The sequence below is a fragment of the Baaleninema simplex PCC 7105 genome, assembly GCF_000332355.1.
Taxonomy (GTDB): Bacteria; Cyanobacteriota; Cyanobacteriia; order Cyanobacteriales; family Geitlerinemataceae; genus Baaleninema; species Baaleninema simplex.
In genome coordinates this window covers 2,239,106-2,256,025 of the sequence record NZ_KB235958.1, presented here as the reverse complement: position 1 = coordinate 2,256,025, position 16,920 = coordinate 2,239,106, and the positions used below count along the sequence as shown (strand labels likewise).

11 protein-coding genes are annotated in these 16,920 nt (G+C 50.4%); 6 read left to right on the top strand and 5 right to left on the bottom strand.

Features of this window, described 5'->3' with window-relative positions; all coding sequences use genetic code 11:
* The first annotated feature begins 6 nt into the window (after positions 1 to 6).
* A complete protein-coding gene (locus GEI7105_RS0112085) occupies positions 7 to 1,698 on the top strand; it encodes a glycoside hydrolase family 13 protein (RefSeq protein ID WP_017660717.1) in 1,692 nt (563 codons plus the stop codon).
* Positions 1,699 to 2,353: 655 nt separating this feature from the next.
* On the opposite strand, the gene GEI7105_RS0112080 is transcribed toward GEI7105_RS0112085, so the two are convergent.
* From GEI7105_RS0112080 to GEI7105_RS0112065, 4 genes are all read right to left on the bottom strand, one after another.
* Positions 2,354 to 3,637 (bottom strand): glycosyltransferase family 2 protein, encoded by a 1,284-nt coding sequence (locus GEI7105_RS0112080; protein WP_017660716.1) that lies wholly within the window; start codon positions 3,635 to 3,637, stop codon positions 2,354 to 2,356.
* 12 nt (positions 3,638 to 3,649) lie between these two features.
* Positions 3,650 to 5,833: a phenylacetate--CoA ligase family protein gene (locus GEI7105_RS0112075; RefSeq protein ID WP_144053775.1), complete on the bottom strand. Its 2,184-nt coding sequence runs from the start codon at positions 5,831 to 5,833 to the stop codon at positions 3,650 to 3,652.
* A 266-nt stretch (positions 5,834 to 6,099) separates the two neighbouring features.
* Positions 6,100 to 6,666: an SH3 domain-containing protein gene (locus GEI7105_RS0112070; RefSeq protein WP_144053774.1), complete on the bottom strand. Its 567-nt coding sequence runs from the start codon at positions 6,664 to 6,666 to the stop codon at positions 6,100 to 6,102.
* Positions 6,667 to 6,752: 86 nt separating this feature from the next.
* Positions 6,753 to 8,006: an aspartate aminotransferase family protein gene (locus GEI7105_RS0112065; protein ID WP_026097608.1), complete on the bottom strand. Its 1,254-nt coding sequence runs from the start codon at positions 8,004 to 8,006 to the stop codon at positions 6,753 to 6,755.
* 391 nt (positions 8,007 to 8,397) lie between these two features.
* On the opposite strand from GEI7105_RS0112065, the gene GEI7105_RS0112060 reads away from it, so the two are divergent.
* The 3 genes from GEI7105_RS0112060 (at position 8,398) to GEI7105_RS0112050 (ending at position 12,268) form a co-directional block, all read left to right on the top strand.
* Positions 8,398 to 10,119: an extracellular solute-binding protein gene (locus GEI7105_RS0112060; protein WP_017660712.1), complete on the top strand. Its 1,722-nt coding sequence runs from the start codon at positions 8,398 to 8,400 to the stop codon at positions 10,117 to 10,119.
* A gap of 241 nt (positions 10,120 to 10,360) precedes the next feature.
* Positions 10,361 to 11,089: a hypothetical protein gene (locus tag GEI7105_RS0112055; protein ID WP_026097607.1), complete on the top strand. Its 729-nt coding sequence runs from the start codon at positions 10,361 to 10,363 to the stop codon at positions 11,087 to 11,089.
* Between the two features lie 78 nt (positions 11,090 to 11,167).
* Positions 11,168 to 12,268: a substrate-binding domain-containing protein gene (locus GEI7105_RS0112050; RefSeq protein WP_017660710.1), complete on the top strand. Its 1,101-nt coding sequence runs from the start codon at positions 11,168 to 11,170 to the stop codon at positions 12,266 to 12,268.
* A 259-nt stretch (positions 12,269 to 12,527) separates the two neighbouring features.
* On the opposite strand, the gene GEI7105_RS0112045 is transcribed toward GEI7105_RS0112050, so the two are convergent.
* Positions 12,528 to 13,220, bottom strand: coding sequence for a response regulator transcription factor (locus tag GEI7105_RS0112045; protein WP_017660709.1), 693 nt, complete (start codon positions 13,218 to 13,220; stop codon positions 12,528 to 12,530).
* Positions 13,221 to 13,495: 275 nt separating this feature from the next.
* On the opposite strand from GEI7105_RS0112045, the gene eno reads away from it, so the two are divergent.
* A complete protein-coding gene (eno, locus tag GEI7105_RS0112040; RefSeq protein WP_017660708.1) occupies positions 13,496 to 14,797 on the top strand; it encodes a phosphopyruvate hydratase in 1,302 nt (433 codons plus the stop codon).
* A 651-nt stretch (positions 14,798 to 15,448) separates the two neighbouring features.
* Positions 15,449 to 16,822: a cyclic nucleotide-binding domain-containing protein gene (locus GEI7105_RS0112035; protein WP_017660707.1), complete on the top strand. Its 1,374-nt coding sequence runs from the start codon at positions 15,449 to 15,451 to the stop codon at positions 16,820 to 16,822.
* Positions 16,823 to 16,920: the final 98 nt, after the last annotated feature.

The window sequence follows — 16,920 nt, the reverse complement described above, 5'->3', positions numbered from 1 at the left end:
CTGGATATGACTTTGAAGACAAAAACCTGGTGGGAGCGTGGAATTATTTATCAAATTTATCCGCTCACCTTTGCCGATAGCAACGGTGACGGCGTGGGAGATTTACAAGGAATTATCCAACGCTTGGACTATTTAAATGACGGTAATCCAAACAGTGACACCTCCCTTGGAATCGATGCGATTTGGCTCTCGCCGATTAACAAATCGCCCATGTTCGATAACGGGTACGACGTGAGCGATTACCGAGAGATTTGTCCGACATTTGGCACGTTAGAGGACTTCGACGAACTGATTCGAGAAGCTCACCAACGGGGAATTAAGGTTATTTTAGATTTGGTGGTCAACCACACCTCCGATCGCCACGATTGGTTTGTCGAATCGCGATCGAGTCGCGACAATCCGAAAGCCGATTGGTATTTGTGGCAAGAGGGCTATAAAGACAATCCTCCAAATAACTGGCTATCCTACTTCGGCGGTTCGGGGTGGACGTTTTGTCCCGAACGGGGACAGTATTATTTTCATACGTTCAACGCCAACCAACCCGATCTCAATTGGCGCAATCCAGACGTCCGAGAGGAAGTATTCGATATTATACGGTTTTGGCTCGATCGCGGTGTAGACGGGTTTCGTCTCGACGCCTCGAGTGCCTACAGCAAAGATAAATACTTCCGCGACAATCCACTAAAATTTGCCTCGAGCGATAAGAACGATTACAACAACTACCACCATCTCTATGAGAAAAACCTGCCGGAAAATCACGAAATCGTCCGTGAAATACGGCAAGTTCTCGACGAGTACGACGATCGCCTGCTCGTTGGCGAAACCTTTATCGATAACACCCTCTACGATTCCATTGCCTTTTACGGGGCGAACAACGACGAGTTGCACTTACCGTTTACGTTCGAGTTTGCGTTTAGCCCTTGGTATCCCGGCCATTTACAACGGGAGATCGAACGAAAAGAACTCCTGACGCCGCAAGGGGCGCAACCGGTTTATTTTTGGGACAACCACGATATCCCCCGACATCTTTCGCGGTGGGTAGACTGTAGCTTGTGCGTCGATTCGATGGCGATCGCGATGGCGGCGGCGACGTTGTTACTGACCGTGCGCGGAACGCCCGTGTTGTACTACGGTCAAGAAATTGGCATGGTGGACTACGACGATATTCCGCCAGAACTGTCGCGGGATAAGGCGATCGCCCCGAGTCCGAGTGGAGAAGTTCCCGAACGCCGAGATGGGGCTCGCACGCCGATGCAGTGGGACGATTCGCCGCAAGCGGGGTTTAGTTTCGGGAAAAACCCGCAACCGTGGCTTCCCGTTCATCCCAACTATAAAGAGGTCAACGTCGCGGCGCAGCTTCGAGATCCGCGATCGCTATTGAATTTTTACCGACGACTCGTCGCCTTGCGTCGCGATAGTGAGGCATTGTTGTGGGGACGTTTGAGGACGTTAATTCACTATCCTTACGAACATCTAGCCTACCTGCGCGAAACGGACGATGAGATGGTGTTGGTGGTTATCAATTTTTCTTACGAAAAGCCTCTGATTCTCGACATTCCGATCGAGCGCCAGGGATGGAAGCTCTTGATATCTGCTCGCGATCGTCGGGTGAATTCCTATCGAGAGGAAACGGGAACGACGATCGACATTCCTGAAAAGTTAGATGCTTTTGAAATTTTGGTATTGCAAAAAGTGTGAGGCAGAAACCTACTGTCAATAGATAGGTTTGGAGAAACCTCTGTGAAATAGACTTGACTCTGCTTCCCTTATACGAAATTTGTTTTTGACAGGCTGAGTTTTAAAAAGTCTTCACCACAGAGACACAGAGGACACAGAGAGAGACTTTTTGGGTTTAGTAAAATCACTGTTTGAGTCTTACAAGATGACGTTCTAATGTTTGGGTTTTGGTTATATTGCTATATTCGATCGAAAGCGATTGTAAAAAAGATCGAGATTACTTTTAAAAGAATTAGCCAGCACGAGCGATCGTTTAAATAAAAGCACACAAATAAAACTATAGCAATCTCAAATGAGTTGTATTAAATCGCAATGTAAGAAAAAATCTGATTTTTTATTGATGTTCCCCGTCCCCTTTAGTTTATTACACAATCTATAGCATTCCTAAATAATTCGCGGCACAATCTCATTTCGGTAAATGGTGGCATAAGATCTCCGGCATATCCAAGATGCCGGGGATCTCGATAGACCATCTGACCCATGAAACAAATTTTCAATAGGTTTTTTATTATAAAAAATTTAGAATTTCTATATTTAAGATTTCTATATTTTATCACAAATAAAAGTATTTAGAAAACTCAAAAAAGAATTCATTTTTTTGTTCGTGCCACAACCCTCATTCTCGCAATTTTACTAACTTTACCTTCAATGCTACAGACAAGGGATGCAAATTCAAAACATTTCTGTTTTGCTTTGCCGCTAAATTCTGCTTCGCACGCGATTTTAACTGTTGCAATAACTGATTTCTCGCTGGAGAGTCTAACCCCGTTTCGGGATTCATCGTCAGCGATCGCGGACGTTTTCGGCGACAATATAAAAAGTGGGAAGTATTGATAATTCTAGCGACAAAATGCGCCCGTAGTAAAAACTCCGTATCGCCGCCAAACCGCAATCCCGTCGCGAAACCTCCCAACTTCATTACCAATTCCCGACGCACTAAACTACTGGGGTGAATTAATGGATGTCCCGGTTTTTCCACCAAAGCGAGGTTGACGTCCAGAGGATAACAGACGGGAATTACGTTTTTTTCAGATTCCATTATTCGCAATTCCTGGGTTCCCACTAAATCGGCGTTGTGGTTATACATTAAATATAGAAGTGTCGCCAATCGATCGCGCGTGGAAAAGTCGTCGGCATCTTGAAACAAATAGGCATCGGCGTCAGTGTCCTCGATAACCTGTTGAACCAGGCGATACGGTCCGACTCGTTGGGGAGAGCGATACAGTTTCACCGAGGGAAACTGAGAGACGATCTCGACTGGCGGCGTTGGCGAGGCATCGTCTACCACCACAACCTCGTCGAGAGGGCGAGTTTGGTTGATGAGGGAATGCAGACATTGAAACAGCCAGGGTTCGCAGCCAAAGTGAGGCACGATCGCACAAACTCGTAAGTTATCGGGTTGCGGTGTGGTCGATGTGCCGCCATACCACGCTAATTCGGGGAAGTCTTCGGCGAGGCGATACAGCGTTGGGATGTCTGCGTTGGCGAAATGGCGGTGAAACCAGGTGGCTTCAGCAATCCACGCCAGGGGTTGCGGCGATGTGGCGATCGCGGTTTCGGAGGGAAAGTCAAGGGAGGGAAGCCAAGGAACGATCCAGGGTTCGGACGTTGGGGGAAGTTCTGGTAACGTCGGGTTGGGGTTGGCGTGGTGGGGAATGTAGGCGATCGCATCGAGAGGGGCGTTGACAAGTTCCTCGTTCGAGTTGACAATTGAAATAGGGTATGGGTACGGAATCTGTGCAATTTTAGAATTTTGCGATTTTTGGGGATTTCCCGGTATCCAAATCAAAGATATTTGAAGTTGAGAATTCTGCTGTAGGGAGTTGAGGAGAGCGATCGAGTTTTCGAGAACCGTTTCTGACTCGAAGGCGATGGCAATTTGAGAAGTAGATTTGGGCATTTTTTAGAGGTTTCACCGATCGCGAATCTCGAAAATTGGCGATTGTTTGCGGTTGCAATGTTTGGCTAATCGTTCAAAGGCGGAAACTCGCGACGACGGAGGTGCGGAAGCCAACAAACATTGATAAGCGAGTTCGGGTTTTCCGCCATTTAAAAATCCTTGTGCGATATTTCGTAAAATCGGACTCCAGGGAAGGGGATCGAATTCACCTTTTTCGAGAGTGCGATCGAGGTTTTGCGACTGTTGCATCGCCGTTGTCAGCCAAAATTCCGAATCGAGTTGTTTTTCGAGTAATAGGTTGACGTATCCGGTTTCGAGAATGGCTTTGGCTTGCTCTTGAGGAGTTTTGGCGGTTTCTCGAAGTTTGGTTAACGCCGCCTCTAGAATTTCGGGAGTTTTGCGGTTTTTCCAAAAAGCTCTCCTGAGATGCAGCCAAGCAGTTAAAAAGGAATCGGCGTCGGTGATTCTCGAGATTTCCCAGATTTCCCGATTCCAAATCAATTCACGCCAACTGGCTAAAATGGCGGTGTGGAATCGCGAGGCGAAAAAGTTAAGATCGGCGATAAAAATCGCAAGTAGGGGATTGAGACTTTTCGTGAGGGGAGAATTTCGGTTTCTGGCGGTGGCGATCGCCCCCTCAAATCCGTATAAACTGTGATGGATGTTGAATCGATCGATCTGACAAGGGCGATAGTCTAAAATGCTTTGCAACTTCTCTGTTTTCTGATACAATGACAATAGGTATAGGTCAAATTGAGTCGGATCGCTGAAGCGATCGCCCTCCGCTTCACGTAAGATTTCGACAGCGCGATCGCACAGCAACTCATCTCCTCCTAAAACCGTATTGGCAAAGAGTAAAATTCGTCCGATCGTGCGATCGATGTCGGGATTTCCCGTCGTGGGAGTTTGAGAAACGGCGATCGCTAAATTTCGCGTGGCTTCAGAAATTCCCGAACCTGAAATAATCGAGGGATCGATCGCCTGTTTGAGAAGTTTCGCCGCCGCTGCAATGTTACCCTGGGGAAGCGATCGATCGAACAAATCTCCCCAAGACCCCGATGTGAGTTGAGAAATCCAATCCTTCTCAGACAACACCTCTCGCGGCGGAACTTCCGGAGGTGACGGCGGTTTTCCAAAATAGCGAATTTCGAGATTTCCAAAAGTGTGACGAATCCAGTTATCGAGAGGTTCTAAATTGCGATCGCTCCACTTTTCCACCACTTCCTTTAAAATCAGATCGATCGAGGTTTCTCGCCGAATCACTTGATAGTTCAAAATCCCTGGAAATGGCGGAAGTTTCACGTTTCCCGAAAACACTCGTCCGCGAGAGGTTTCGATTGTATCCTCAACTCGTCCGCAAACCGTCGCCGTCAATCCCTTTCGTCCGCAAGAACACGGCGTCTCCTCCAATTCCACCACATCCCCACAACAATACCGAACCATCGGCATCGTAAAATTATACAAATCCGTCGTAACTAACTGTCCGTCGATGACTTCATACAAACAGCGATCGCTATCTAAATGTAACCGATTCGCCTCCGGACAAGTCAGCCCAGAAATACCTGTTTCTTGACAGCCGTATTCGTCAATAAAAGGCGCATCGAAAACCCGTTCCAACAGGGATTTCTGAAACTCAAACCAGCCTTCTCCAGTAACGATGACCCCCAAAACTGTAGGAAGGGATTTTCCATAAAGTCGCGACGCCACCTCACACAAACGACTGGGGTATCCCCGCACCACCGCCGGACGCACCGACAACACCTCCAACAACCGCGTTAAAAACCCCTCGTCAATCTCTCCCGCCAGCGTCACGTCTACCGAACGAATCGGCTGTAAGCGACTGGCGACGTTGACGATGGGGATGCTGTCGTCGATTCCCCACCACCGTAGCGATCGCATTCTCGCCGCGACACGAAGGCGATTCCACTCCTCTCCCGCAAAATACGTCAAAACTTGTCCCCGACTTCCGCTAGTCGTTCCCCGATACACCACATCCGAGGCGTTGGCGAGAAACAAACCGGGAGAATTGCGAATTTCGGCTTTATCGATGGGTTGGAGATTGGGGAATTTCTCTCGCCAATGTTCGACGAGTTGTCCGGTTTTAGTCTCGAGAAGTCCCGCGTCTAAAAAGCGTTGGCGATTCCCCGGAACTCTGGCGGCGATGGCGAGAACCTTGTGAATTTTAGATATCAACAAATTTCGATTCAAAATTTAAAAAATGAATTTTCTAAACAAAGATCGACAAAAAATAAATTAGATGAAAGTCTCAAAATTCTCCGTGTTCTCTGTGTCTCTGTGGTGCATTAAAAACATTTAAATCGGATCGAGTTGGGTTTTGCTTGCGCTCCACCCAACCTACATTTATCTCAAAATTCTCCGTGTTCTCTGTGTCTCTGTGGTGCATTAAAAACATTTAAATTGGATCGAGTTGGGTTTTGCTTGCGCTCCACCCAACCTACGCTTCAATCGTCCAAAGATTTCGAGATACGATCGCCCAAATTCGTCCAATCTTCGTACACCGAAAACCGCTGGGGTTCCACTTGTGTTTCTAACTGAGATTCCATGAAATAAAAAGGTTTGGGAGACATCCCTTTGTTATTCATCGGTCGTCCGCCCATCGAAGGCTTGTCGCAGTACGACCCCAAAAACGTTAGATAATCCGCAGACACCCAACCTTCATTGAAATTCGGCGCACTGCCAAAATAGACACTTCCGCTACCGTAGTGACTGGTGACGAACACCCAACGCCCCGATCGATCTGTCTCTCGGACAAGGACTTCCCAACCTCGGGGAATCGAACCGACAATACGTCCGCCTGGAGTTTGTCGCACGTTTAAATCGGTGTTTCGCGTCGAAACTCGGGCGTATTCCCCCGGAAAGTAGCAATTTTGGACGATGCGCGGCGCGTCGGACTCGTTAGAAGACTTGACAAAATCCTCGACTTGTGCATTAGCAGATTTTAAGCCCAGGAAGGAGAACAAAGTGGCAAAGACGAGACCGATCGCTCGCGTCCAACTCCTCAAAACCATAGGTTTCACCAAAGAACAGTTGACGAATCCAAAATAACCGATCGCGCCCAGGCTGCCCTTAGCCCTGTGACAGAAAATAGACGGAATTACACCACCGAGGCGATCGCTTCCCGTACCATTTCAATCGCGCGATCGATCTCCGATTCCGAGACAATTAACGGTGGAACGAAACGCACCACTTTCGGGCCCGCCGGAACCAACAACAAACCCAGTTCCATCGCCGCTTTCACGATATCGATCGAACTCAGCGAACTCTCTTCCTTGAGAACCAAACCGTTAATCAATCCCCAACCGCGAACTTCCGCAATTAAATCAGGATAATCGGCGGCGATCGCCTGTAACCCCGTCCGCAACTGTTCGCCGCGATCGCGGGCGTTTTCCGCCAAATTCTCCCGTTCCACCGTCTGACACACCGCCAACGCCACCGCACAGGCGAAGGGATTTCCGCCGAACGTACTGGCGTGTTCGCCGGGAGACAACACATCGCAAGCGGACTTACACAACAACGCCCCGATGGGAATTCCGCCGCCGAGACCTTTCGCACAGGTGAAAACGTCCGGTTCGATCCCCAAATTCTCGTATCCCCAGAGTTTCCCAGTCCGTCCGACGCCCACTTGCACCTCGTCGAGAACCAGTAAAATGCCTTTCTCGTCGCAGAGTTGGCGAACCCGTTGGAAATAGTCGAGATCGCCCGGACGGACGCCCCCTTCCCCTTGCAACGCTTCCAACAGAATCGCCGCAACTTGGGGTTTTTCCGCATCGAGTTCCGCGATCGTCGCTTCCAACGCCTCGATATCGTTATAAGGAACGTAGACAAAGCCGGGAACCAGGGGACTGAAATTCTTCTGATATTTCGGTTGTCCCGTGGCGGTAATCGTCGCCATCGTCCGCCCGTGGAAACTGGCTTTCGCCGTGAGAATCACCGGATTTTCAAGGTTGCGAACCGTGTGGGCGTACTTGCGAACCAGTTTGATCGCCCCTTCGTTAGCTTCCGCCCCAGAATTGCAGAAAAACGCGCGATCGGCACAGGAATGCTCGACCAACCACTGGGCTAAGTCCCCTTGCGGCGGAATGTAGTACAGGTTCGAGACGTGGTGGAGAGTTTGAATTTGCTGCGTCACCGCCGACACCAACGTCGGATGCGCGTGTCCTAGGGTACAGGTGGCAATTCCGGCCACGAAATCCAGATATTCCCGACCTCGATCGTCCCATACCCGACAGCCTTTCCCTTTCGTCAGGGCGATGGGAAACCGTCCGTAGGTTTTCATCACGTAGCGATCGAACGTTTCCGGGTCAAATAAGGGGGTCGTGGGTTTGTCGAGGGTGGTTTCTGGACTCACGGTGTTACTCCTATTGGCGATCGATTGCATCGTTCGGGCTTGCGCCCCAAGCGTAAACTCCATCTTAGATCGACCGTCGGGGATTCTCGATGCCGACTTGGTAATGGAGAGTTGACAATTGCCAACCGGGTATTGACGGCGATTCTTAACCTGTTCTTAGTCAAGTGTCGGATTTGCCCCACTATGATGGCCGTAGGGAAACTCGAATCGATCGCTGAAGTCGGTGCGTTCCGGCAGATTTGAGCCTGTCGCCAAAACCCAAAGATCGATCGACGCCGGAACACACCCTACCCGTCAATACAGGATTTCCGTCTGGTCAATCCAGTAGAGTGAAATAAGCGCCGATCGCCCTAAAAGATCCGACTACAACTGTTTCAGCTTTCGACAACCCATGTCATCGACACCTTGGTTTTCGACCCAACGCCTAGCCTTGCTTTTGAGTGTGGGGGTTTTGAGTGGCTGTAGCAACATTGGCGGAAACGGAACGCCCCAACGCCAAGGCTTCGAGGTCAAACTGCTGTTTGGCAGTGCTTTACATGAATTTTGCGATCGCGCCGCCGAACAGTATAACGCGCAAAATCCACAACTTCCCGACGGAAAGCAATATTACATCACCTGCGAAGCGGCCGGAAGCGGCGATGTGGTCGATCGCGTTCTCAGCCTCGCCCAACAACTGAAAAACGGAACGATACAAGCCGAAGACCCTCAATTTCCCGTCCTTCTCTCCGTCGACGGAGAAATCTATCACAGCCAACTTCGCTATCAGATCGATCGCCTCTATCCCGGTCAAGACTACATCCCCGAAATTCCCGACGCCCCTATGTTGTCCAACAGTCCGATGGTGTTGATGGCGGAAGCGGACATCGCCGACAGTTTGCAAAGCGTCGAAGACCCCTTCAAAGCCTTCGTCACGGCGAAAAACCACCAAGATTTAAATTCCAACGCCCCCAACCTCCCCATCACCTACGTTCACACCGCCCCGACGAGATCGAACTCCGGCTTACAAACCCTAGTCACCCAATTCGCCAGCGTCTCGGGGAAACGCCCCGTAGACCTCACCATCTCCGACGTACAGAAATATCAAGACCAAGTCCAACAAATTCAACAGAAAGTCACCCGCTACGGAAAATCTACCAGTTCCCTGGCCAAAGCGATGGTCGCTAACGGTCCCTACTGGGCGTCTGTGGGGTCAGTTTACGAATCCTCGGTTATCGCCGCCAACAGCGAACGATCCGACGCCAATTCCGGCGTCCGTTACCAAGCCGTTTATCCCCAAGCGACTTTCACCTCGAACATGAGGGCGATTTTAGCCGACGCCCCCTGGATTAGCGAGGAGGAAAAAGCCGCCGCCGAAGCGGTTATCGAGTATTTGCGATCGCCCGAAACCCAAGCGATCGCCACCGATTTAGGCTTACGTCCCGGCGTTCCCGGCGTTCCCCTCGGACCTCGATTTACCCCGGAATTCGGCGTCCAAACCAGCCCCAATTACGACTCTTACAACCCGCCACCGCCGGAAGTGGTCGAAGCCATGCTACAAAGCTGGCAAGATTACGCCAAAAAAGCCTCTCAAGTGGCGGTCGTAGTCGATTCTTCCGGGTCGATGGCGGGACGCAAAATCACCGCCGTCCAAAACACCCTGCGAAACTACATTGACAATTTAGGTCCCAAAGAACGCATCGCCCTGATCGATTTCAACTCCGACATTAAACCCCCCGTCGTCGTGGACGGAACCCCCGAAGGACGCGATCGCGGAATGCAGTTTGTGTCCTCGTTACAAGCTAGCGGCGGAACTCGCCTCTACGACGCCGCCCTCTACGCCCGCAACTGGTTGAGTGAAAACCTTCGCCAAGACGCCATCAACGCCGTGTTGATTCTTACCGACGGCGAAGATTCCGGATCGCAAATTCGACTGAACCAACTCGAAGCCGAACTTCAAAAAAGCGGGTTTTCCTCAGACCAACGCATCGCCTTTTTCACCGTCGGTTACGGTAAAGAAGGGGAGTTCGACGAAAGTGTGTTAGAACAAATCGCCCAAGTCAACGGCGGTTACTACCGCAAAGGCGATCCCGAAACCATTTCGTCGTTGATGGCTGATTTACAAGTCGAGTTTTAACTAGGGATTGCTGAAAAGTCATTAAAGTTAAAGTGATGAGAGGGAACAGGGAACAGGTAACAGGGAACAGGAGATCGGAGGGTGGGAAATGTGAGCATATCGATTGCTATTTTCTCTCGAATTTTTGCCCCATACTGACCGAAAACTGGGGACTTTTTTCGGATCGATTCCCTTAAAATTCCTTTTTTATAAGGATTTTAGCTTTATTCAGCAGACCCTAACTACGAGTTTTGACAACAACATGAAACTCGCCAATCCTTTTTATTATCCCATGTCAATTCTCGCCGGAGGTGTCGTCTTGTTCCTCGGCGTGCGTTTGGCGAACGTCTCCAGCATCGTGATGGTTCCCACCGCAGCGATCGTCTCCTTAGCGGGGGCGTCGTGGCGCAAATCTCAAGAACCGGAAGGACTGGCGTTAGAAAACCCCGATTTAGACCGAGAGTTGCAATCCGTGCGGGTTTCGGCGGCGAATTTAGCCTCGAAAGCCGAGGAGTTGCGACAAGAAGCCGAACGTCTGCTGACGGGGGGAACGGTGCAAATGGAGTTGTTAACGGCGGTACAATATGCGTGCGATCGCGCCCACGAACTCCCCGAAAAGATCGATCGCCTTTCCCATCGGTTGCAAGGATCGGATTCGCTGCTGTCAGTCGAAGACTTGCAACGTCAGTTACAGGAAGTGCGATCGAAACAAGCCTCTCGTCGCGGCGTCGCCCAACAACAACTCAGCCAACTCGCCGCCAGTTTAGAACGCAACATCCACCTCGCCCAAGCGGGAAAAGACGCCCGCGACGCCCAAGCGATTTCTTTATTTACCGCCATTACCGAATCGGCGGGAGTGTTGCAAGAATTGCAAAACAAACTGCGAACCGCCGATTTACAAGATTCGGAACAGTTACAAGAATTGCGATCGCTCAGTCAAGACTTGCAACTATTTCAAGAAAACGTCGATGTCTTAGTCTCCAAACCCTAAAAAACAAACTTATTATCATATGATTTAAATTTTGTCAAGTTAAATTTATAAAATCTTGAAAATTATCAAGTCAAAAAAATGGATTCTCCCCAAAGATTGATAACCTCTTTCGGCGTACTGATTGCCTCCCTAGGACTAACTTACGCCCCAATTCCCGGCTTAAGCCGAACCATTTACGTTGTCAGCGGAACCGAACTTCAAGAAACCCTAGAAACCCTCGAACCGAAATTCGAGCGAGAGTATCCCAACATCAACCTCGAACTGAAATTTCAAGGATCACAAGACATCGTAAACAACTACGTCGATGAGAAAAACGACTTCGATCCCACCATTGTCATTCCCGCCAACAGTGAAATTTTAGACAAACTGAGCGATCGCATGGCCGCCCGCAGCAGCGATCCCGTATTCCACGAACGGCCGCGTCCCATCGCCAAAACCCTGTTAGTGGGTGTCGCCTGGCCCGAACGAGGTGCAGTCTTGTTTCCCGACGGACGCTTCGACTGGAATCGCCTCGAAGCCGCGACCAAGGCGGGAACTTGGAACAGCATCGGCGGACAAGCCGAATGGGGAAGTTTCGATTTCCTGATGACCGATCCGACTCGTTCCAACAGCGGACAACTGACGATGACCCTGTGGACGCAGTCCAAACTGGGAAACGCCCCCACCGCCACGCAACTGAACCAACCGGAAATGCGATCGCTCTTCGCCCTCGTCAAGCGATCGATCTACCAACCGCCGCGATCGACCGATATCCTACTGCAAGAATTCATCACCCGAGGCCCCAACGACGCGGACGTAGCGACAGTGTACGAAAGCATCGCCCTCGATCGCTGGGAACAAGCCCAAACCACCCAAGGAAAACCCTATCAAATCTACTATCTCGATCCCTCGATCGAGACGGTGTCCACGGCGGCGATCGTCACCCGCAACCTAGGGTCCTTAGAAACCAACGCCGCCACCCAATTCCTCGACTTCCTCACCGCCCCCGAACAGCAAGCGGTATTCGTCCAACACGGCTTCCGTCCCGCGAATCCCGACATCGACCTCGAAGCCATTCCCAACAGTCCCTGGACGAAAAACATACCCGGTGCCCGAGTCGATCTCCAAACCCGAACCACCCAACCCCCCGACGCCTCAGTGTTGACGGAAATCGAGCGATTGTGGGAACGAGCGAATTAGCAGTCACCAGTAGGGTGCGCGACTTGAAAAATCGGATGTAAATCCTGAGACCGAGAAATCGTCACGCACCGCCAATGCACACCGCCAACATACAAGGGTGCTGTGGCGGTCAAAGTCCAAAACATTTGATGTTACCGCGTCATACTCCATCGATTTCCGATAAGCTAGGTTTCAAGAAGTCTTCACCACATCTCCCCTTAGCCCCCTTTAAAAGAGGAACCCCGCACCGTACCCGCAGCGGGTCGGTGTCGGGAGGATGTCAGTCCGTCAGCCCGTGTTCGAGGGCGTAACGCACGAGTTCCGTGCGGCTGTTGGTTCCGGTTTTGCTAAAAAGGCGGCTGACGTATTTCTCGACGTTGCGAACGCTGGTATCGAGACGACTGGCGATTTCTTTGTTCATCAACCCTTGCGCCACCAATTGCAACACGCTTTCTTCTCGGGGCGTAAAATCGATGTCGAGGGGGGCGCTTTTTTGGGGAATGGCGTTTTTGTGGGTTAGCAACTCTTTGATTTCCTGAATTTGTCGCGCGAGAGTTGCCAAATCTGGGGGTTCGCCTTCTTCGGTGCTTTCAGTGGCTGCTGCGCGACGTTCGAGGAGGTTTTCGACCACCGCCACCAGTTCGTCGGGATCGAAGGGTTTGGAAATATAAGCGTCGCAACGGGCTTGATATCCTTGGATGCGATCGGAAGTCATCCCCCGCGCCGTGAGAAACACCACTGGAAGCGCTCGGAATCGGGGATCTTCCCGCATCTGTTTGAGAAGCTGATAGCCGTCGATTTCCGGCATCATAATGTCGGTGATGACTAAATCGGGATCTTCTTGTTGGAGTTTTTCCCATCCCTCTTGACCGTTCGTCGCCACGACCACGGTAAAGCCGCTATCGGCAAGATAGGCTTGGACGGCTTCTCGAAGTCCCGGTTCGTCATCGACTAATAACAATTTCGCTGACATTGGCGAATCCTTAAGCTGCGAATCCTCTTAGATCTAGAATACCGCTCGTTTTAAGGGCCGGAGATCCCAAAATCAAAGTTCTCAGCTTCGACGGGCGATCGATCGCCTCGAGACGAGTCGGGCGTCCACGTAATTGCTAAAAATCTCCCAAAGCCTGACGCCTCGAACGCCCGAGGCATCTTATGATGTTTGGGGTGCGTGCTACGGAGGCAATGTTGAGCCGTCCCGTAGCGATAGTGTCGCTCTGCGTAATGTGGCTACAGGAGAACTGAGAGATGTCTAGATCTGACACGACGATCGCTGCGATCGACGCCTGGGAAATTCTCGATTCCCGAGGACGACCCACGGTAGAAGCAGAAGTCCGCCTCGCCAACGGCGCTGTCGGCGTCGCCAAGGTTCCCAGTGGAGCCTCTACGGGAACGTTTGAAGCGCACGAACTGCGCGATGGAGACTCCCAACGCTACGGTGGAAAAGGCGTTCTCAAAGCAGTGGCAAACGTCAAAGATAAAATTGCCCCCGAACTCGTCGGTAAAGTCGATGCGCTCGAACAAATGAAAATCGATGCGGTCATGTTGCATCGCGACGGTTCGGCGAACAAAGCCAACCTCGGGGCTAACGCCATCCTCGCGGTGTCGCTGGCTAACGCTCGCGCCTGCGCCAGTGCGCTGGATATCCCGCTTTACCGGTATTTGGGCGGTCCTTTGGCGAACCTGCTCCCGGTTCCGATGATGAACGTGATCAACGGGGGCGAACACGCCGCGAACAACATCGACTTTCAGGAATACATGATCGTCCCCGTCGGGGCAGAGTCGTTTAAGGAAGCGCTGCGCTGGGGATCGGAGGTGTTCTCGTCTTTGAGTAAAGTCTTAGACGATAAAGGTTTGTTGACGGGGGTTGGCGATGAGGGAGGATTCGCCCCGAACCTCGGCTCGAATAAGGAAGCGGCGGAATTGCTGATTCAGGCGATCGAACGGGCGGGATACAAACCGGGGGAACAGGTGGCGTTAGCGCTCGACGTAGCCGCCAGTGAGTTTTACAGCGACGGTCAGTATACGTACGACGGCGCGACTCGCTCTCCCGGCGACCTCATCGACTATTTAACGGAGTTGGTCGATAAGTATCCCATCGTGTCCATTGAAGACGGGTTACACGAGGAAGATTGGGACAACTGGGCGAGTTTGACCGATCGCTTGGGTAAACGCTGTCAGCTCGTCGGTGACGATTTGTTTGTGACGAACGCAACCCGCTTGCAGAAAGGTATCGACACCAAAGCCGGTAATGCGATTTTGATTAAGGTCAACCAAATCGGCTCGCTGACGGAAACCCTCGAAACCATCGATTTGGCGACGCGTCACAGTCTCCGGTCGGTCATCAGCCACCGTTCTGGGGAAACGGAGGATACGACGATCGCCGATCTGGCCGTGGCGACGCGAGCCGGACAAATTAAGACGGGATCGCTGTGTCGTAGCGAGCGGATTGCCAAGTACAACCGTCTACTCCGCATTGAAAGCGAATTGGGCGATCGCGCGGTGTACGCGGGTACGCTCGGCTTAGGTCCGGGCGCAACGGCGTCGTAACCGTACATCTGTTTGGGGCGATCGCGCGGTCTCAAACCTTTGTCAATGGATGATTCGAGAGAGGTGCTGCTACAGTGCCTCTCTTTTTGTGTGTTTCGGGGTGTCGGGGCGATTCGATCGCAATTTCGCGAGGTTTGGTGCCGAGCGATGGGGAACGGATCGCAGGTGACAACAGGAGTGATACTCCATTTTTTCCGATAAGCTGGGTTTCAAAAAGTCGGGGTCTTCGGAGTTTGTGACTATAAATGTATGATTTAATACAAAAAATTGAAAATCCGAGAGCCAAAACCTTTGAAGTCTCGTGTAGTCAGTTTTTCTGTCACCCTAAACTCAGAAGAGCCAAATAACTCGCAGTATATAAAAGAATGGTTCGCTTTGTATTTCACCGGCGATCGATGGCGACGATTAACGTTATTGGTCTGTTTGTTCGAACTTATTGTTGAGTTCGACTTAAAGATTTGACCGATCGATTGAAGTAAGCGATCGGTTTTGAACGTCGTCGTCGAGAAATTTAAGGGCTTCTAGGCTTACTCCAGCTGACCTTTTAACTTCAAGTAAATATAGGATTCGAGCGTGTGGAATTCAGCCAACTGGCTCAGTCAAGTGATACGGATCTTCACCCAAGAACTTTTTGAGATTGGGAATACATCTGTGTCGATCGTGTCGATCGCTTATCTCGTCGTATCTTTGGCGATCGCATTATTGCTAACGCGGGGATTGCGAAATTTTTTAAAGTATCGCTTACTCGTTAAATTCGGTATCGACGAGGGAAATCGAGCCGCGATCGCCACCATTTTTAGTTATGGTCTAGGAATCCTGAGTGTCATTGCGGTTTTGCAAATTTTGGGGTTCGACCTATCCTCTCTAGCAGTTGTTGCAGGCGGTTTAGGCGTCGGGATCGGCTTCGGTTTGCAAAATATGGCAAACAACTTCATTAGTGGCGTCACCATTCTAATCGAACGGAAATTAAAAGTCGGAGATTTCATCGAGTTCGATGGTTTGTCTGGCTACATCAAAGAAGTATTTTTGCAATCGACCGTCATTCGCACGCGAGAAGGTGCAGATGTTGTCGTTCCCAACAGTCAGTTAATTTCAAATCGCGTTGTGAATTGGAGTTACGACAACTGTTACGTGGCGAGAGTTCATATTCCAGTTGGTGTCGCTTACGGTAGCGATCCAGTTCAAGTGACAGAAACGCTATTAGTTTGTGCGTATATGGAGCCTTCTGTCGTGTCCGATCCACCGCCCAAAGTGATGTTAAAGGGATTTGGAGATTCCGCGTTACTGTTTGAGTTGTGGGTGTGGGTCGATCGCATCGATCGAGAGCCGTTTATTGTCAGTTCGCTAAATTTTTTCATCGAGTACTACTTACGCCAACAAGGAATTAAAATCCCCTTTCCACAAACAGAAGTTTGGTTTAATTCTCCACAAGCGGCGATCGATTGGAATTCTCCTCCGTTCGGTTCAGTTCGCCTTCATTCTTCACCTCACCACAATACAACAGATTCTATCGGTGTCTCGCTCAGTCATACGCTGCGACAGATTTCCTATTTTGAAAATTTGAACGAGTTACAGTTACGTCAATTAATCGAGCAGGGATGTCGAAAAACTCTATCACCTGGAGATATTTTATTTCAGGAAGGCGAGCCGGGTGATGCATTTTATATTGTCATTTTTGGCAAGGTTGAAGTCTATGTCGAACGGCTCGATCGACAGTTAAAACTATTAGATGCAGGTAGCTTTTTCGGCGAACTAGCTTTGATGTTGGGCGTTCCTAGAACAGCATCGGTGCGTGCGTTAGAGCCGACTATTTTATTTAAACTCGATCGCTTTCAGTTCGAGCGGTTGTTGTGCCAACATCCCGAGCTTTACGATGCGATCGTTGCGGGGTTAGAACGACACAAATCTGAACTAGCTCGACGACAGCAGGAGTTGCGATCGCTCGGATTAGTCGATGTGGATGAAGACGATAAAAATCCGATCGATTGGGTGAAAAAGCGATTCAAAAACTTATTCAATTTGTAGGCTAATACGGAATCCGTTCCCGATAAGCTGGGTTTTAAGAAGTCTTCAACACATCCCCCCTTAGCCCCCTATCCCCCCTTAGCCCCCTATCCCCCCTT